Annotated in this window: 17 protein-coding genes; 6 read left to right on the top strand and 11 right to left on the bottom strand. The window is 65.9% G+C overall.

What is annotated here, in order from left to right; genetic code table 11:
- Nucleotides 1-17 precede the first annotated feature (17 nt).
- Both SDENCHOL_RS03210 and SDENCHOL_RS03205 read left to right on the top strand, forming a co-directional pair.
- A complete protein-coding gene (locus SDENCHOL_RS03210; RefSeq protein ID WP_154716029.1) occupies nucleotides 18-452 on the top strand; it encodes a PepSY domain-containing protein in 435 nt (144 codons plus the stop codon).
- Nucleotides 449-1,798, top strand: a complete 1,350-nt coding sequence (locus tag SDENCHOL_RS03205) for a ferric reductase-like transmembrane domain-containing protein (RefSeq protein WP_154716028.1) — start codon at nucleotides 449-451, stop codon at nucleotides 1,796-1,798. The genes SDENCHOL_RS03210 and SDENCHOL_RS03205 overlap by 4 nt, the downstream gene beginning before the upstream one ends.
- Here SDENCHOL_RS03205 and SDENCHOL_RS03200 read toward each other — a convergent pair.
- The 11 genes from SDENCHOL_RS03200 to SDENCHOL_RS03150 all read right to left on the bottom strand — a co-directional run bounded on the left by SDENCHOL_RS03200 (nucleotide 1,764) and on the right by SDENCHOL_RS03150 (nucleotide 10,042).
- On the bottom strand, nucleotides 1,764-2,195 hold the full coding sequence (locus tag SDENCHOL_RS03200; RefSeq protein WP_154716027.1) for a DUF2784 domain-containing protein: 432 nt from the start codon (nucleotides 2,193-2,195) through the stop codon (nucleotides 1,764-1,766). The two genes, SDENCHOL_RS03205 and SDENCHOL_RS03200, sit on opposite strands and share 35 nt — an antisense overlap.
- A gap of 45 nt (nucleotides 2,196-2,240) precedes the next feature.
- Nucleotides 2,241-3,296 (bottom strand): alpha/beta hydrolase, encoded by a 1,056-nt coding sequence (locus SDENCHOL_RS03195; RefSeq protein WP_197706826.1) that lies wholly within the window; start codon nucleotides 3,294-3,296, stop codon nucleotides 2,241-2,243.
- A gap of 80 nt (nucleotides 3,297-3,376) precedes the next feature.
- On the bottom strand, nucleotides 3,377-3,706 hold the full coding sequence (locus SDENCHOL_RS03190; RefSeq protein ID WP_154716026.1) for a DMT family transporter: 330 nt from the start codon (nucleotides 3,704-3,706) through the stop codon (nucleotides 3,377-3,379).
- A gap of 6 nt (nucleotides 3,707-3,712) precedes the next feature.
- On the bottom strand, nucleotides 3,713-4,510 hold the full coding sequence (locus SDENCHOL_RS03185; RefSeq protein ID WP_154716025.1) for a class I SAM-dependent methyltransferase: 798 nt from the start codon (nucleotides 4,508-4,510) through the stop codon (nucleotides 3,713-3,715).
- A gap of 214 nt (nucleotides 4,511-4,724) precedes the next feature.
- Nucleotides 4,725-5,288 carry a DUF3617 domain-containing protein gene (locus tag SDENCHOL_RS03180; RefSeq protein WP_154716024.1) on the bottom strand — a complete coding sequence of 188 codons (564 nt, stop codon included), beginning with the start codon at nucleotides 5,286-5,288 and terminating at the stop codon, nucleotides 4,725-4,727.
- A 38-nt stretch (nucleotides 5,289-5,326) separates the two neighbouring features.
- On the bottom strand, nucleotides 5,327-6,124 hold the full coding sequence (locus SDENCHOL_RS03175) for a metal ABC transporter permease (protein WP_154716023.1): 798 nt from the start codon (nucleotides 6,122-6,124) through the stop codon (nucleotides 5,327-5,329).
- On the bottom strand, nucleotides 6,121-7,044 hold the full coding sequence (locus tag SDENCHOL_RS03170) for a metal ABC transporter substrate-binding protein (protein ID WP_154716022.1): 924 nt from the start codon (nucleotides 7,042-7,044) through the stop codon (nucleotides 6,121-6,123). Before SDENCHOL_RS03170 ends, SDENCHOL_RS03175 begins: the two co-directional genes overlap by 4 nt.
- Before the next feature lie 12 nt (nucleotides 7,045-7,056).
- A complete protein-coding gene (locus tag SDENCHOL_RS03165; RefSeq protein WP_154716021.1) occupies nucleotides 7,057-8,448 on the bottom strand; it encodes a TonB-dependent receptor in 1,392 nt (463 codons plus the stop codon).
- Nucleotides 8,449-8,514: 66 nt separating this feature from the next.
- Nucleotides 8,515-8,835 (bottom strand): hypothetical protein, encoded by a 321-nt coding sequence (locus SDENCHOL_RS03160; RefSeq protein ID WP_154716020.1) that lies wholly within the window; start codon nucleotides 8,833-8,835, stop codon nucleotides 8,515-8,517.
- A gap of 133 nt (nucleotides 8,836-8,968) precedes the next feature.
- Entirely contained in the window at nucleotides 8,969-9,754 is a 786-nt protein-coding gene (locus SDENCHOL_RS03155; RefSeq protein WP_154716019.1) for a TetR/AcrR family transcriptional regulator, read from the bottom strand.
- Nucleotides 9,755-9,829: 75 nt separating this feature from the next.
- On the bottom strand, nucleotides 9,830-10,042 hold the full coding sequence (locus tag SDENCHOL_RS03150; RefSeq protein WP_154716018.1) for a hypothetical protein: 213 nt from the start codon (nucleotides 10,040-10,042) through the stop codon (nucleotides 9,830-9,832).
- 68 nt (nucleotides 10,043-10,110) lie between these two features.
- Between SDENCHOL_RS03150 and SDENCHOL_RS03145 the strand changes: the two genes are divergently transcribed.
- Genes SDENCHOL_RS03145 through SDENCHOL_RS03130 form a run of 4 tightly spaced genes read left to right on the top strand, consistent with a single transcriptional unit; the run spans nucleotide 10,111 to nucleotide 15,906 of the window.
- Nucleotides 10,111-11,319, top strand: coding sequence for an acetyl-CoA C-acetyltransferase (locus tag SDENCHOL_RS03145; protein WP_154716017.1), 1,209 nt, complete (start codon nucleotides 10,111-10,113; stop codon nucleotides 11,317-11,319).
- A 27-nt stretch (nucleotides 11,320-11,346) separates the two neighbouring features.
- Entirely contained in the window at nucleotides 11,347-13,530 is a 2,184-nt protein-coding gene (locus SDENCHOL_RS03140) for a 3-hydroxyacyl-CoA dehydrogenase NAD-binding domain-containing protein (protein WP_154716016.1), read from the top strand.
- A gap of 32 nt (nucleotides 13,531-13,562) precedes the next feature.
- Complete coding sequence (locus tag SDENCHOL_RS03135) at nucleotides 13,563-15,206, top strand: GMC family oxidoreductase (RefSeq protein WP_154716015.1); 1,644 nt, start codon at nucleotides 13,563-13,565, stop codon at nucleotides 15,204-15,206.
- A gap of 7 nt (nucleotides 15,207-15,213) precedes the next feature.
- Nucleotides 15,214-15,906, top strand: a complete 693-nt coding sequence (locus tag SDENCHOL_RS03130; protein ID WP_197706825.1) for a nitroreductase — start codon at nucleotides 15,214-15,216, stop codon at nucleotides 15,904-15,906.
- Nucleotides 15,907-15,985: the final 79 nt, after the last annotated feature.

The following is a 15,985-nucleotide window of genomic DNA, read 5'->3' as shown; positions in this document are numbered from 1 at the left end:
ATTTCAAGGAGCGCATCATGAAAACCAAATCATTGACCCTCGGCCTCATCCTGGCGAGCGCCATCGCCGTGCCGGCCTCGCTGAGCCTGGCCGCATCCGCAACCGCAAACACGCCGGCCACATCGAACGCATCGACCGCATCGGCGCCATGGCTGACCATCGGGCAGGTCTACAACCGGCTGGAAGCCGCCGGTTACCGCAACATCGATGAAATCGAGCGCGAACGCAGTGCTTATGAAGTCAAGGCCACCAACCAGAATGGCCAGCGCGTCAAGCTGTACGTCCATCCGCAAACCGGCGTCGTCCTCGATGTGCGGCCGCGCGATGGAAAAGACAAACGGGACGGCTGGAACCGGCGCGGCACGGCGGGCGGACAATCCGGCGCCGGCCTCGAATGCAACGAACGCCGTTGTCGCGACGATCTGCCGTCAGCCGCGGGAAGCCGGCCATGAATCGTGCCGGCCGCCTGCTCCTGGGGAGCGTCATCCTGCTCGGATTCCTCGGCTGGGCCGGACATGTGGCCACCACGACCCATACGGCCAATGCGCATCCGCTGTGGATCCTGCGCCAGGAGCTGCTCAACCTGAGCGGCCTGCTGGCCATCGGCATGATGTCGCTGGCGGTGTTCATGGCCGCCCGGCCGGCCTGGCTGGAGCGGCCGCTGCATGGACTGGACCAGATGTATCGGCTGCACAAATGGGCCGGCATCTGGGCCGGTATCCTTGCCCTCGGTCACTGGCTGATGAAGGAAGTCGTCGGCGACATTCTCAAGGCCAGCATCGGCCGGGCCGGCAAGCCGCCGAAGGAAACGATACTGGCCACGCTGGAGCCGGCGCGCGATCTGGCCAAGGACGTAGGCGAATGGGGCTTCTATATTCTGCTGGCCATGCTGGCGCTGGCCCTGTGGCAGCGCTTTCCCTATCGGCCATGGCGCCTGCTGCACCGGGCCATGCCGATACTTTATCTGGCGCTGGTCTTTCATGCCGTGATGTGGGCGCCGAGCACCTACTGGCGCCAGCCGCTGGGCCTCCTGCTGGCGCTGTTGTTCGGCTTCGGCATATATGGCAGCGTACTGGCGCTGAAGGGCGCCATCGGTCGCAGACGCCGCGTCGTCGGCAGCATCGCCGCCATCGAGCAGCCCATGCCCGGGGTGGTCAGCGTGCGCTGCCGGCTCGCCGACGGCTGGCCCGGCCATCGACCCGGCCAGTTCGTCTTCGTCACCTTCGATGCCGGCGAAGGAGCGCATCCCTTCACCATTGCCAGTGCGGATCGGGGCGACCGGAGCATCGATTTGTCGATCAAGGCCCTGGGCGACTACACGCGCGGTCTGGCCGATCGCTTGCAGGTCGGACAGGCCGTCCAGGTCGAAGGCCCCTACGGACGCTTCCAGCTCGATCGCGTGAACCGCAAGACGCGGCAGATCTGGATCGCCGGCGGCATCGGCATCACGCCCTTCCTGGCCTGGCTGGACTCATTGCAGCAGCAGCCGTCCCAGGCACCGACCGCCGAACTGCACTACTGCACGCGCGATCGCGAGGGCGATCCCTTCGTCGCCCGCCTGGAAGCGCTCTGCGCCAACCTGCCGATGGTGCGGTTGCGGGTGCATGGCGACAAACAGGGTGAAATGCTCGACGCCGGACAGTTGCGGCTCACCGACGCGGAGCGTGCACGACAACGCACGGAAATCTGGTTCTGCGGTCCGTCTGGTCTGGCGGAAAAGCTGCAGCGCGAACTGGCCGCCCTGCGGCGCACTGACGTCGGCGTCAGCTTCCGGCAGGAGGCTTTTGCAATGCGCTGAGACGCGCGGGCCTGGGTGGAAACCACCACCAGCTCAACAGCACGAGCACGCCGAATGCCGTATAGCAGACGGTGAACACCCAGGATGGCGCCGTGAAGAACATGAACTGGCGCACCCAGTAGGCGATGAAGTCGCCGCTGTAGGTGGCTTGTCCCGCCAGTTCGCGCAGCCATAGCTCCAGGGAGGTGAGCGGGCAGGCGACGCCAAGCCAGGATTCCAGCACGACCAATGCGATGCCCGCGAGATGGGCCAGGCGCAGCCAGAGCTTGCGCACCCAGGCCCATTCGCGGAAGCCGCCCCAGACGATGAGCACCAGGCCGCCAACCACGCCGATCACGAACAGGAAATGCGCGATCAGCACCGCGTTGGCCAACACTTGGTAGCACGCCGGCGACATGGCCGCGCTCGGCTCAGGCCGCGGCGGACGACGATGCGCGCGGCTTCATTGCTTGAATTCCCAATAACGGCCCGCCTGGGCATCGACGGGACGCAGGCCGAAGCGCTGGTCTGCCCGCTTGTTGTCGCGGATCAGGTAGAACATGTCCGACAGCACCGAGCGGGTCTCGGCAAAGTACGAGTGCCCGAGCAGGCTGGTATCGACCTGCGTTGCATCGACGGTCTCGATCCCCGGCACGACGACCAGGCCATTGCCCGAATCCCCTGCCCGCGCGTAACCATGCACCTTCCTGGAGGCAATCAGCGCCTTGTCCGCGGACGAGGCATACAAGGTCACCGGCCGCCCCGCGGCCGTCAGCGCTGGCGCGATGTCACGTCTGAATACCTCGGCATCGATATCCGGCGCGGTCAGGATCACCTCCGAAAGCCGGCGGCGCAAGGCCGGCTTGTCGGCCAGCAGCGAAGCCACGGCGCGGGTCAGCGCGCGGTTGCCCATGCTGTGCGCGATCAGGTAGACATGCTCGGCATCCGAGCGCGTGAAGAAGTCCTCGAGAAAGTTTCTCAGGTTGGCCTGGGCCCATTCGATGTTCTGCTCATCGACGGTATAGGCAGGCGTTGCCCCCCGCGATGGCCAGCTATAGAAGGTGGGCGCGCCGTCGAAACCGAGGTCGTAGGTGATCTGCGCGGTGCGCCGCGCCGCATCCTCGAAGGTGACGTTGTAGCCATGGACGAAGACGAACGCGCTGCCCGCTTGGGATCGGCGCACGCGTTCGGCCACGTCTGCGAAAAACCGGTCTTTCGAGGCGACCGCCGCCCTCAGCAGCACGACGTGTTTGGCGGGATCTTCGCGGAACTCCAGCCGCCAGATCGAAGGCGACTCGAGCTCGCCCATGCGATGGTCGCGCGGCACGCTGACCTCGCAGGTGCCGTAGGTGAGATTCGCGCGATCGGCCCCGAACATCTCGCCCGGGTTCGTCTTCCCGGTCTGATTCCGGTCCGTCGCGAAGAACACGCTTACCGTCGCGTAAGCCGCTTCGCGCGCCGGCGCCGAGGCCTTCCCGCAGCCGGCCAGACAGGCAATGACGATGGCAATCCATATCATTGGTATTGGGCGCATCATTGGACGCATGTTTTCTCCCGTGACGAATAACCTGGAATCGAGAACGCCCGGCACGCCCTGAATCAAGCGCCTGCCTGGCGGCCGCTGAGGTTGAGTCCAACCACGCCGACGATGATGACGAGCAGAAAGAAAATCCGCGGCGGCGTCAATTGTTCATGAAAAAATACGGCGCCGATCGCCGCGATGAGGGCAACGCCCACCGCCGACCAGATGGCGTAGGCGATGCTGATTTCCATGGTTCTCACCGCCATCGTCAGACTGACGATGCTGGAACAGTAAAACACGAAGACGCCGATCGACGGCAGCGGCCGGGTAAAGCCCTCCGACAGCTTCATGCAGGTGGTGCCGACCACCTCGAAAGCGATCGCCGTGAACAGATAAACCCAGTGCATGGGTGCTCAATTCTTTCTGGCGATGAAACGGCCCTGGGCGATCTTGCCTTCCTTCGCCAACTGGCTGAGGAACATCATTTCAGCCGCCACCGCGCCCAGCATGTCGGTATCGAAGTTGAGGATGCGCAGCGCATCGTAAGTGAGCTGCTTGTCCACCATCGCCAGATACAGATCGACGTAAGGATCGAAGCGGCCGGTGTCGGAGGCTTCGACCACCTGGCAGGCGTTCTGCTTCAGCAGTTCGACATAGCCGGGAATGGATTCGACATTCGGAAATTTCATGAAGGCGAGAAACCGGCGGCTTTCCTCGGCGCTCATCGGCACGGCGCCCAGCACCCAGTCGGTAAAGGCAATGGTGCCGCCGGATTTCACCAGGCGCGCCGCCTCGCGGATCAGCGCCGGCTTGTCGACCACATAGCACCAGGCATCCTCGCCCCAGACGAAATCCGCGCCGCCATCCGGCAAACCGCTCTGGGTGACATCGGCATGGACGAACTCGATGCGCTCGCCCAGCCCTTCCTCGGCCGAGCGCTGGCGGCCGCGCTCGATCACGGTGATCGAGGCATCGACGCCGGTCATCCTGGCGACATTGCGAAAGCGCGTCAGAAAGCGCATCCCCGCCCCGTTGCAGCAGCACAGATCGACGCCATGCGCAGCGCCCGCGATGCCGGCGCGTTCGGACAAATCCATCGACGACTGGAAACCACCGATGTGAATCTGGTGGCCCATGATGAGTTCCCACAGATCGCCTTCAGCGCCGTTGTAAACCGCCTTGACTTCATTGAGGCCGATGCCGTTGCTCATGATCGCGCTCCTTTCGGTATGCCCTGGTATCCCTGTGAAAGCGGGCAAATTTAGTTCATGCCGGCGTTGCGGACAAGACACGCCGCGCGGCTGCCGCCCGTTTTGGGCAAGCCTTGCTCACGACACTGCCGGCGGAAGCCATCCGCGCAATGCGCAGGTCTGGCCCGTCTCGAATGATCGGCGACCTGCTGGGTCGGCGATAAGCGATCAGCAATCAACGCGGCCTGGCCGCAGCCTTGCCCAGCGTGCCGCAATCGCCGCTCACGCGGCGCGCTTCGCTCTTCATGTCGACGCGGCCATGCTGTTTGCTGGTCATGTTGGCCACCGTCGAAAAATGCGTCGGGCCGTGCAGGGTGGTGGTGAAATCGCCCTGGCTTGCCGACGCCTTGCAGACGATGCGGCCGCGCCAGGTGTTGCCGCTGCGCTTGACCTGGGTAAAGGTGCAATCGCCTTCCGTCCGGCCCTCGCGGATGAAGTCATCCCTGGCATCTTCCGGGGTGATGCACATGCGCAGCGCCCCGCCCTCACCGATGCCCACGCCCATGCCGGACATCTGCTGCTCCATCATCCTGCGCGCCTCGGGCGGCAGGTTCTTCAACTGCTCGCGCATTTGCGCCATCCGTGCGTTCATGTCGGGCTGTCCGGGCATTTTCATGTCGTGACTGAATTCCCACAGACCGGGCTGCACGCCCTGCGCATGCGCACTCCCCACGCCTCCCACACTCCCGATCCCGGCCAGCATCAGCAGGGCAAGCAACTGGATCAGTGGCGTTTTCATGATGTGCGTCTCCTCTGCCGGAATATGGGCTGGTTATTTTATCCCTCCCGCCTCCACCACGTTTTGCCGAATCGCATTCGCACGGCATCGCGGGAGAGAAACATGGCACCAATCAGCGCGCAGCCCGCCAGCGCCAGCACGATCGCCGCGCCCGCGGGCAGGTCGAACAGCGCCGAGGCGATCAGCCCGACGGCATAACCCGCCGCGCCGATGAGCCAGGCCGGCAGCAGCCGGCCGCCCGAGGCCAGCGCCGGCACGATCAGGCTGGCGAACACCAGGTAGACGCCGACCACCTGCACCGAGGCCGTGACGATCAGCGCGAACAGCAGATAGAAGGCCAGCGGCGCCACGCGCGTGCTGCGCAGCGCGAACCACAGCAACAGCACCGCCGCGCTGATGCCGGTGAGCGGCAGCAGACCAAGCCAGGTGCTCCAGAGGATCTGGCCGACCAGCAGCGCCTGCATGTGCTCGCCGCCGTGCGGATCCTTGGCCAGCAGCAGGATCGCGGCGCAGGCGGCGACGACGAAGGAAACGCCGATCAAAGCCTCCTGGCGCTGCGGCGCGCGCTTCTCGGTCCAGCGCAGCAGCAAGGCACCGAGCAGCGCCGCGCCGACCGCGGCGGCCTGCGCCTGCCAGATATCGTCGCCCTCGGCCTCGCCGGCGAAGGCATGCACGGCGACGATGCCCAGCCCGGCGAACTGGGCGATGGCCAGATCCATGAAGATGATGCCGCGGCGCAGCACCTCGGCGCCGAGCGGCACGTGCGTGGCGAGCACCAGCAACCCGGCGACGAAGGCCGGCAGCAGGATGCCGGCCTGCAAACCGTCGAAGTTCATCGCGCCACCTCCGTCAACCGGTCGAGGATGTCGTCATACAGCGAAAACAAGTCGCGCGCACGCGCCGACGAACCGACGGTGAACGGCAGGATCACCACGCGCAGCGGCGTCCTGGCGGCGATCCACTCGCCGGCCCTGGGCGAGAGGAAACCGGCGCGCAGCAGCATCTTCGCCGGCCGCGCCTGCTGGCGCGCCAGCACCTGCGCCAGATGGGCGGCGGAAGGCTCGATGCCCGGCTTCGGTTCGAGGTCGGCGACCACCTCGAGGCCCAGCCAGTCGACCAGGTAGGACCAGCTTTTGTGCTGCACCAGCACCGGCACGTCCTTGAGCGCGGCGCCCTGCCGTTCCCAGCGCGCGATGGCGGCGCTCAGGCGCGCGGCGAAATCGGCGTGCCGCGCCGCGTACTCCGAGGCGCCTGCCGGGTCGAGCTCGGCCAGGCGCGTCGCCAGCGCGTCGGCGACGCGCAGCAGGTTGCGCGGATCGAGGTGCAGGTGCGGATTGCCGGCGGCGTGGATGTCGCCCTGGGATCGGTCGAGCGCGCCAGGCTTCTCGATCAACGCAACGTAGCGCGCCGCCTCGAAGTAGCCCCGCTGCCCCGGCTGGATCGCCGGATTCGCCGATTCGCGCTGCAGCAGCGGCAGCCAGCCGGCCTCCAGTTCGGCGCCGGTGCATATCAGCAGGTCGGCGCGGCGCGCCCGGGCGATCAGCGCCGGACGCGCCTCGATGTGATGCGGATCCTGCATGCCGGTGGTGGCCGAATCGACCGCAGCGCGCTCGCCGGCGATCTCGCGCGTCAGCGCCGCCCACTCGGGCTCGCAGGCGAGCACGTTGAGCACGTCGGGCGCGGCGGCGGCCGGTCCGGCGAACAGGATCAGGCCGCCGAGCAGCAATGGCGCCAGGATGGAACGGATGTGGTTCATGGCGTGCGCCTCCTAGAACTTGTGCGCGCCGTGCGCACCGAGACTGAAGATGTATTGCAGCGTCACCTGGTTGTCCGCAAGCCCCTGCTGCGCCTTGTCCCGCGCGAATTGCAGGCGGAAGCGCGAGAACTCGCTCGGCGAGTAGTCGGCCATCAGGCTGTGCCTGAGCGGCCGGTAGGCTGTCGCCGTGAACGGCAGGCCGGCGAAGTCGACGCTGCCGGGATGCAGGCGGTCGTAGCGGTAGCCCAGACGCCAGCCGGGCATGAACTGCCAGACGCCCTGCAGATAGCCGCCGCTCTGGCGCGCGCGGTAGGTGTCGACGTAACCGGCGCAAGCGCCGCCGTCGGCGAGATTATCTGCGCAGCCCAGCACGCCGTCCTCCGCGCGGCGGAACAGCTCGCCCTGCAGCTTGAAGTGCTGCGCCCGGCTGCCGCCGCCATCGCCACCATTGGGCACCCACTTCCAGACGAAATCGGCGAGCCAGGTTTTCGAATCGCCGCTGAAAGCGGTCAGCGCCTCGACATCGAGACTGTCCTCCAGATGCGCCTCGCGCTGCTTCGGCCGCGCCGCCACGTAGCCGATGCCGGCACGCCAGCTATGCGCATCGCCGACGTCGCCGCCGGTGTGCGCGAAGGCCGCCCAGGCGCCGGCGCCATTGCGATTGCCGCCGGCATCGGAACCGGGGAAGAACTGGCCACGGCCCAACTCGGCGCCGAACTCCAGCCAGACGTCGGTCGGCGCCAGCCACTTGAGCTGCACGCCGTCCTGCACCAGATGCTCGCCGAACAGCGCGCGATACATCAGGTTCTGGTCGGCGAAATCCCAGGCGTGCGCATGCTGCTCGTTGGCATAGCCGACGCCGGAAAGAAAGCGGCCGCCCTTCAGCGTCAGGCCGTTGCCCAGGCCCAGCGACTGGAACCAGGCTTCCTCGACTTCGATCTCGTCGTCGACGACCGACAGGTTGGTGTAGCCGCGGAAGTACGGATCGATATTGGCCGACAGCGTCAGTTCGGTGCCGCCCAGGGTGAAGCCGCGCGCATCGCCGCCGCCATGCTCATGGGCGCCGCCGAAAAAGCCGGTCAATTGGCGCTCCGCGACATCCTTCCGTTTGGCCAGGGCGCCTTGCAGCACCAGGGAAATTTCCGGATTGAAAGCGGTGGCGGCTGTGGCGGTGGCCGGCTCCGAAGGCGGCGGCGCTGCGGCGGGCGCGGCTTGCGCCTGACTGCTCGCCAGACGCGCTTCGAGCGCCTGCAGACGCTCCTCGTAACTTTGCTGCAGGGCTTTGAGCTTTTGCTCGAATTCGGCGCGCAGCCGCTCGGTTTCAGTTTCGGCGCCAGCCGCGCCCGGCGCGGCCAGGGCCAGCGCCATGAGGGCGCCCAGCGCCCGGATGGGGATGCGTTTCATGATCTTTCCTTCAGGCAAGTGAATATCGCGCACCCGCCGAACGGCGGACGCGCACATCAGCAGACTTCAGGAAAGCGGCGGCGGAGCCTGGCTCAGGTAGGCGTAAAAGACGGCCTGGCGCAGCCGCGCGGCAGGCAGGAGAACCTCATGCAGCGGCAATGCCGCGGCGAAATGCGGCGCGGCCGGCGCGCTGGACACGGCATTGCCGCTCTGCGCGTAGGCGCCGCACCATGCGCAGACGGTTTCCGGCGCGTGCCCCTGACCGTCATCCCCCTGCAAATGGCCGAGCGCGTGCGCCAGCGCGCCGAGCTGCGCCACGACGAGCAGCAGCACCAGCACGAAGCCGCGCAGAAAAGCCGGATAGCCGCGGAAAGCTGCAGAAGACATCGGAGATGAGAAACCTGTCCAGGGAAACCGATGCGATGATCAATGATGAATGAGGAGAAGAACGCCTGCGCATCGGTGCCGGCGAGTATACCCAATCAGGATTGTGGATTGCGAATTGCAGATTGGGCCATGCTCATGGCGAGGCGGCGGGACTGAATCCCACTTCATCCCTCCCATCATCCGCCCGCTCGGTGGCGAGATCGAAGATCGCCATCGCCAGCCTCGTGAGCATCGGCGCCAGCGACGGCGAGGCGAGCAGATCGGGGCGTTCCTCGACGAGGGTGGTCATGACGTTGCGCATGCCGCGGACGATCATGAAGGAGGCGAGGTCGCGGTCGGTTTCCCGGACTTCGCCGCGGTGGTCGGACATCATGCGCAGCGCGCTGGCGATCAGGGTCTCGGTGTTCTGCGGCTGGATGCTGATCCTGTCCTTCAGCGACAGGCCGAAGTTCAGGTGGCGCGCGTGGCGGCGGTGGAAGTCGCGGTCGAGCGCCTGCATGCGGCGCTCGACTTCGATGGAACGTTCGTAGAGCGCGCCCATCAGCTCGCGCAGCGGATGACGATAGAGATTGGCGAGCTGGTGGGTGGTGCGATCGACTTCCTCGTCCATGATCTGGCTGGCCAGATGCATGAGGATGGCGTCACGGTCGGGAAAGTACTGGTACAGCGTGCCGACGGCCACGCCGGCGCGGGCGGCGACCTGGCGCGTGGTGACGGCATCGGCGCCATGCTTGAGCAGCAGCTCGCGGGCGGCGTCGATGATGGCGGCGACGGTGAATTCGGCGCGCTTCTGCACCGGCTGCTTGCGCCGCGTCGGCGGCGCGGCGAGCGCGTCCTTGCGGCGCGGGCCGCGCGCGACGCGTGGACGACCAGCGGCGTGCGTGGCCTTGCCGGACGGGAGAAGGGTGGCGCGGGACATGGCGGCGATTATCCGCCAGAAAGCCCGTTACGTAAATAATGTTCAGTTTATATATATTAAATATATTGTTGTATATCAATATGATGGAACAATCATCATCGTGTGATGCGCTGATTGTTCATGAAATTCCGGCGTTTCCGAAGACGTAAAATGAATGCCTTTACTATGGGCGCCTCGCAGGTGCGGCGCGGCTTTGGACTCGGCTCCAGCCGTTGCAGGATGCAGAACCAGTTTCCCCTTCCCGCATTTCCAGGCTTTCGATTTTCCGCCTGCTTCAACTTTTTCCATTTCACCTCTTCAATCTTTACCCTGCATTTCGCATTCATCCATCATCAATCAGGACTTGGGAGTTTCAGATGACTGACGCCTACATTTTCGACTGCGTGCGCACGCCGCGCGGCAAGGGCAAGGCCGACGGCAAGCTGCATGAAGTGACGCCGCTCAACCTTTCCGCACAGACGCTCGTCGCCCTGCGCGAACGCAACGATCTCGACACCAGCCTGGTCGAGGACGTGATCCTCGGCTGCGTCACGCCGGTGCATGAACAGGGCGGCAACGTCGGCCGCATCGCCGCGCTGGTGGCCGATTACCCGCAGAGCGTGCCGGGCATCCAGATCAACCGCTACTGCGGTTCCGGCCTGGAAGCGGTGAACCTCGCCGCGGCCAAGGTCGGCGCCGGCCAGATCGATCTGGCCATCGGCGGCGGCGTCGAATGCATGTCGCGCGTCACCATGGGTTCGGACGGCGCCTCCTGGGCGCTCGACCCGGCGGTGGCCTTCAAGACCTATTTCGTCACGCAGGGCATCGCCGCCGACCTGATGGCGTCCAAGCTCGGCCACACCCGCGAGCGCGTCGACGCCTACGCCGTCGAAAGCCAGAAGCGCGCCGCCAAGGCCTGGGAAGAGGGCCGCTTCGCCAAGTCGGTGATCCCGGTGCGCGACATCATCGGTGAAGTGCTGCTCGACCGCGACGAGACGGTGCGCGGCAACACCACCATGGAAACGCTGGGCAACCTCGCGCCGGCCTTCGTCATGCTCGGCCAGGCCTACGGCTTCGACGGCGTGGCGATGCAGAAGTATCCCGAGATCGAGAAGATCAACCACATCCACCACCCGGGCAACAGCTCGGGCATCGTCGATGGCGCCTCGGCCGTGCTGATCGGCAGCAAGGCCGGTGGCGAGCGTGCCGGTCTGAAGGCGCGCGCGCGCATCGTCGCCACCGCGACGATCGGCTCCGAGCCGACCATCATGCTCGACGGCCCCTCCGCCGCCGCGCGCCGCTGCCTGCAGAAGGCCGGCCTCAAGGCCGAGGACATCGATCTCTACGAACTCAACGAAGCCTTCGCTTCGGTGGTGCTGGCGTTCATGGACGAGCTCCAGGTGCCGCACGACAAGATGAACGTGAACGGCGGCGCCATCGCCATGGGCCATCCGCTGGGCGCCACCGGCGGCATGCTGGTCGGCACGGTGATCGACGAGCTCGAACGCCGCAACCTGCGCTACGGCATGGTCGCCCTGTGCGAAGCCGCCGGCATGGCCACGGCCACCATCATCGAACGCATCTAAGCATCCAGACATCGAGGACATAGACAGATGAATCAGATCTTCCAACTCACCGTCGATGCCGATGGCATCGCCACGCTGCTGATCGACAAGCAGGACAGCACCATGAACACCATCGACCAGGTGTTCATCGACGAGCTCACCGAGAGCATCGACCGCATTTCCAGCGACGCCGCGATCAAGGGCGTGATCCTGACCTCCGGCAAGGAAGCCTTCCTCGCCGGCGCCGACCTGAAGGGCATCGAGGAGCGCTCCGAGAACGCGCCGAACGTGCCCAATAAGACCATGTTCGAGCAGATCTGGTCGCTCTCCAGCCAGTTCCGCCGCATGGAAAAATGCGGCAAGCCCATCGTCTGCGCCATCAACGGCACGGCGGTCGGTGGCGGCACCGAGATCGCCCTGGCCTGCCACGCGCGCATCGTCGCCGACGACGACAAGATCAAGCTCGGCCTGCCCGAAGTGCAGATCGGCCTCTTGCCCGCCGGCGGCGGCACGCAGCGCCTGCCGCGCCTGATCGGCATCCAGGAAGCCCTGCCGCTACTCTTGCAGGGCAAGTCGCTGACGCCGAAGAAGGCGCTATCCACCGGCTTCATCGACAAGGTGGTGCCCGCCGACCAGCTCATGGCCGAAGCAAAGAAGTGGCTCATGGAAACGCCCAACGCCGTGCAGCCGTGGGACAAGAAAGGCTTCCAGGTGCCCGGCGGCGCCGGGCCATCGTCGCAGAACGTCGCGCAGATGCTGGTGGTCAGCAACGCCATGCTGCAAGCGGGTACCTTCCACAACATGCCCGCCCCGCAGGCCATCGCCTCGGCGGTCTATGAAGGCACGCAACTGCCGATGGACACCGCGCTGCGCATCGAAGCCAAGTACATGGTCGGCCTGATGAAGGGCGACGTTTCGCGCGGCATGATCCGCACCCTGTTCATCAACATGGGCAAGGCCAACAAGCTGATGCACCGTCCTGAAGGCGTGGCCAAGACCGAGTTCAAGAAGATCGGCGTCATCGGCGCGGGCCTGATGGGCGCGGGCGTGGCCTACGTCTGCGCCAAGGAAGGCGTCGAGGTGGTGCTGATCGACCTCAAGCAGGAAGCCGCCGACAAGGGCAAGGAGTACACCGCCAAGAAGTACAAGAAGGCCATCGACAAGGGCCGCGCCACTCAGGCCGAAGCCGATGCCACGCTGGCGCGCATCCACCCGACCACCGATTACGCCGCGTTGAAGGACGCGCAACTGGTCGTCGAGGCCGTCTTCGAGGATCGCGGCATCAAGGCCAAGGTCATCAAGGCGCTGGAAGAAGTGCTGCCCAAGGATGCCGTCATCGCCTCGAACACCTCGGCCCTGCCGATCAACGACCTGTCCGAGAACTGCGCGCGTCCCGAGAACTTCATCGGCATGCACTTCTTCTCGCCGGTCGAGCGCATGCCGCTGATCGAAGTCATCTGCGGCAAGAAGGGCAACCCGACGGCGCTGGCCAAGGCACTGGATCTGGCCCAATTGATGGGCAAGACGCCGATCGTCGTGAATGACGGCCCCGGCTTCTTCACCACCCGCTTCATCGGCGCCTACATCACCGAGACCATGAACATGCTGATGCAGGGCGTGAGCCCCGCGCTCATCGAAAACGCCGCCAAGATCGTCGGCCTGCCGATCGGTCCGCTCTCCGTTTCCGACGAGATCGGCCTCGACGTCGCCCACCACGCCGCGCAGCAGCAGGCCAAGGATCTGGGCGACCGCTTCAAGCCGAACGCCGCTTCGGCGGTCGTCGAAACCCTGGTCGAGAAGCATGGCCGTCACGGCCGCAAGAACGGCAAGGGCTTCTTCGACTACGACGCCGAAGGCAACAAGACGCTGTGGCCCGGCCTCAACGAAATCTGGCCGCAGAAGCCGCAAAGCGAGCAGCCGAGCGCGAAGGAAGTCCAGGCGCGCATGCTTTACCCGCAGTTGGTCGATGCCGCCAAGTGCATCGAGGAAGGCGTGCTGACCTCGCCGATCGACGGCGATCTGGGCGGCATTCTCGGCGTGGGCTTCCCGCCCTACACCGGTGGCCCGTTCAGCATGATGGACGCCATCGGCATCGCCAACGTGGTCAAGGAAATGAATCGCCTGGAAGCCGCCTATGGCGAGCAGTTCAAGGCGCCGCAACTGCTGCGCGACATGGCGAAGAAGGGGCAGACCTTCTACGGTTCCAAGGCCATCGACCTGTCCAAACGCTGATTGTCCGCGACACGCACCACGCACCACGCGCCATGAACGCACCGGCCGCGTCTGCCGCTGACGAATACGATTACATCATCGTCGGCGGCGGCTCGGCCGGCAGCGTGCTGGCCGCCCGTTTGTCGGAAGACGGCAGCCAACACGTCCTGCTGCTGGAGGCCGGACGCAACCAGCGCGACCTGCTGGTCAACATGCCCGCTGGCTGGGGCAAGATCACCGAAGACGAAAAATACTGCTGGCTATACGCCTCGGAACCGGAAGTGCGCGCCAACCGGCGCCGCCTGGCACTGCCACGTGGCCGCCTGATCGGCGGCTGCTCCAGCGTGAACGGCATGGTCTACATCCGCGGCCAGGCCGAGGATTACGATCACTGGGCGAGCCTCGCGCCCGGCTGGAGCTGGCGCGAGGTATTGCCCTATTTCCTGCGTGCCGAAAACAACGCGCGCCTCAGGAACGACCCGCTGCACGGCAACGACGGCCCGCTCTTCGTCGGCGATCAGGTCGAACGCAACCCGGTCAGTCTGGCGATGATCGAGGCCTGCGCGGCCGCCGGCATTCCGCGCAACGACGATTTCAACGGCGCAAATCAGGAAGGCGCGGGACTGTTCCAGGTGCACATCCAGTACGGCCAGCGCATTTCCATGGCGCGCGCCTATCTGGAGCCGGCGCTCGGCCGTCCCAACCTCACGCTCATCGACGAGGCGCAGGCCACGCGCATCCTGTTCGACGGCCAGCGCGCCGTCGGCATCGAATATCTTCAGCGCGACAAGAGTGGCCAGACACGCCGGCAAGTGCGCGCGCGGCGCGAAGTGCTGCTGTGCGGCGGCGCCTTCAACAGTCCGCAGCTGCTCATGCTCTCCGGTATCGGCCCGGGCGCGCAACTGCAACGACTGGGCATCCACGCCCTGGTCGACAGCCCCGAGGTTGGCGCCAACCTGCAGGATCATCTGTGCATCCCCATGGGCTGGCGTCTGAAACCGGGCGCGCCCAGCTACAACCAGCGCCTGCGCGGCCTGGGCATGCTGGGCAGCGTGCTGCAATACCTGCTGATGAAGCGCGGCCCGATGACCATGCCGGCGGCCGACGTCGGCATCTTCTGCAAATCCGACCCGACGCTTGCCCGTCCCGACATCCAGTTCCACGCCCTGCCGGTGAGCGGCGACGTCGAAAGCGAAAAGAAACAGGCGGAACGCCTGCCCGGTTTCACCATGGCGCCCTGCGTGCTGCGCCCCGCGTCGCGCGGCAGCGTGAGTCTTGCATCCGGCGATCCGCTCGCGGCGCCACGGATCGCGCCGAACTACCTGGACGCCGAGGAAGATCGCCGCATCCTGCTGGCCGGCATGCGCTGGGCGCGGCGCATCGCGAGCGCGCTGCCGCTGGCCGGTCTGGTCGAAGGCGAGGTGGCGCCCGGCAGCAGCCTGAGCAGCGATGCCGCCCTGCTGGATTTCGCCGCCCGCGCCGCCTCCACCGTGCATCATCCGGTCGGCACCTGCCGCATGGGCAATGACGCGCGTTCCGTGGTCGATCCCGAACTGCGCGTGCGCGGCGTCGAAAACCTGCGCGTCATCGACGCCTCCATCATGCCGGCCATCACCTCCGGCAACACCAACGCGCCGACGGTGATGATCGCCGAACGCGCCGCCGACCTGATCCTGGGACGGCCGCTGCCGGCCTGAAAGACGCATGACCCGCCCCACCACTGCCATGAGCGTCAGCGATGCCGTCGCCCGGCGGCGTTCGACGCGCGCCTTTCTCGACACGCCCGTCGCTCCCGAGCTGCTGCGCGAAATCCTGACCAAGGCGCAGCGCGCGCCTTCCGGCGGCAACCTGCAGCCCTGGGTGGTGCATGTGCTGGCGGGTTCCGAGCTGCAGCGCTTCAAGGCGCTGATCGCCGCGCGCCGCGCCGAAAACGTGTTCGGCGAAGGGCCGGAATATCCGATTTATCCGGACCACCTGGCCGAACCCTACAAGGCGCGCCGCGGTCAGTGCGCCGAGGACATGTACGCCACCATGGGCATCGCCCGCGACGACAAGCCGGCGCGCATCGAATTCGTTTCCGGCAACTTCGATTTCTGGGGCGCGCCAGTGGCCCTGTTCGTCTGCATCGACCGCCGCCTGGGCGCGACCCAATGGGTGGATCTGGGGCTCTATCTGCAGACCTTCATGCTGTTGTGCACCGAAGCCGGGCTGGCCACCTGCGCGCAGGAGTTCTGGACGCTGTGGCACAAGACGGTGGCCGAGTTCCTGCGCCTGCCGGATACGCTGATGCCTTTCTGCGGCATGGCCGTCGGTCATGCCGATCCGGCGCATCCGGTAAACAGCCTGCGCACCGAGCGCGCGCCGCTGGACGAAGCGGTGATCTTCCATGGGCTATAGGAAAAACAGGGGATTCCCCGCTTCAGGGAATTCCCCGCAGCCGCCGACCCGACCTGAGTTAGAATTTTCAGCTTTGTAA

The organism is Sterolibacterium denitrificans (assembly GCF_900174485.1).
In the GTDB taxonomy this organism is placed as follows: domain Bacteria; phylum Pseudomonadota; class Gammaproteobacteria; order Burkholderiales; family Rhodocyclaceae; genus Sterolibacterium; species Sterolibacterium denitrificans.
This window is presented reverse-complemented; position numbering and strand designations above follow the sequence as displayed.

What these genes read in the sequence shown, in the direction of transcription:
- SDENCHOL_RS03210 (WP_154716029.1), top strand. Translation starts at nt 18, where the DNA reads ATGAAAACCAAATCATTGACCCTCGGCCTCATCCTGGCGAGCGCCATC.
- SDENCHOL_RS03205 (WP_154716028.1), top strand. Translation starts at nt 449, where the DNA reads ATGAATCGTGCCGGCCGCCTGCTCCTGGGGAGCGTCATCCTGCTCGGA.
- SDENCHOL_RS03200 (WP_154716027.1), bottom strand. Translation starts at nt 2,195, where the DNA reads ATGTCGCCGGCGTGCTACCAAGTGTTGGCCAACGCGGTGCTGATCGCG.
- SDENCHOL_RS03195 (WP_197706826.1), bottom strand. Translation starts at nt 3,296, where the DNA reads ATGATATGGATTGCCATCGTCATTGCCTGTCTGGCCGGCTGCGGGAAG.
- SDENCHOL_RS03190 (WP_154716026.1), bottom strand. Translation starts at nt 3,706, where the DNA reads ATGCACTGGGTTTATCTGTTCACGGCGATCGCTTTCGAGGTGGTCGGC.
- SDENCHOL_RS03185 (WP_154716025.1), bottom strand. Translation starts at nt 4,510, where the DNA reads ATGAGCAACGGCATCGGCCTCAATGAAGTCAAGGCGGTTTACAACGGC.
- SDENCHOL_RS03180 (WP_154716024.1), bottom strand. Translation starts at nt 5,288, where the DNA reads ATGAAAACGCCACTGATCCAGTTGCTTGCCCTGCTGATGCTGGCCGGG.
- SDENCHOL_RS03175 (WP_154716023.1), bottom strand. Translation starts at nt 6,124, where the DNA reads ATGAACTTCGACGGTTTGCAGGCCGGCATCCTGCTGCCGGCCTTCGTC.
- SDENCHOL_RS03170 (WP_154716022.1), bottom strand. Translation starts at nt 7,044, where the DNA reads ATGAACCACATCCGTTCCATCCTGGCGCCATTGCTGCTCGGCGGCCTG.
- SDENCHOL_RS03165 (WP_154716021.1), bottom strand. Translation starts at nt 8,448, where the DNA reads ATGAAACGCATCCCCATCCGGGCGCTGGGCGCCCTCATGGCGCTGGCC.
- SDENCHOL_RS03160 (WP_154716020.1), bottom strand. Translation starts at nt 8,835, where the DNA reads ATGTCTTCTGCAGCTTTCCGCGGCTATCCGGCTTTTCTGCGCGGCTTC.
- SDENCHOL_RS03155 (WP_154716019.1), bottom strand. Translation starts at nt 9,754, where the DNA reads ATGTCCCGCGCCACCCTTCTCCCGTCCGGCAAGGCCACGCACGCCGCT.
- SDENCHOL_RS03150 (WP_154716018.1), bottom strand. Translation starts at nt 10,042, where the DNA reads ATGGAAAAAGTTGAAGCAGGCGGAAAATCGAAAGCCTGGAAATGCGGG.
- SDENCHOL_RS03145 (WP_154716017.1), top strand. Translation starts at nt 10,111, where the DNA reads ATGACTGACGCCTACATTTTCGACTGCGTGCGCACGCCGCGCGGCAAG.
- SDENCHOL_RS03140 (WP_154716016.1), top strand. Translation starts at nt 11,347, where the DNA reads ATGAATCAGATCTTCCAACTCACCGTCGATGCCGATGGCATCGCCACG.
- SDENCHOL_RS03135 (WP_154716015.1), top strand. Translation starts at nt 13,563, where the DNA reads ATGAACGCACCGGCCGCGTCTGCCGCTGACGAATACGATTACATCATC.
- SDENCHOL_RS03130 (WP_197706825.1), top strand. Translation starts at nt 15,214, where the DNA reads ATGACCCGCCCCACCACTGCCATGAGCGTCAGCGATGCCGTCGCCCGG.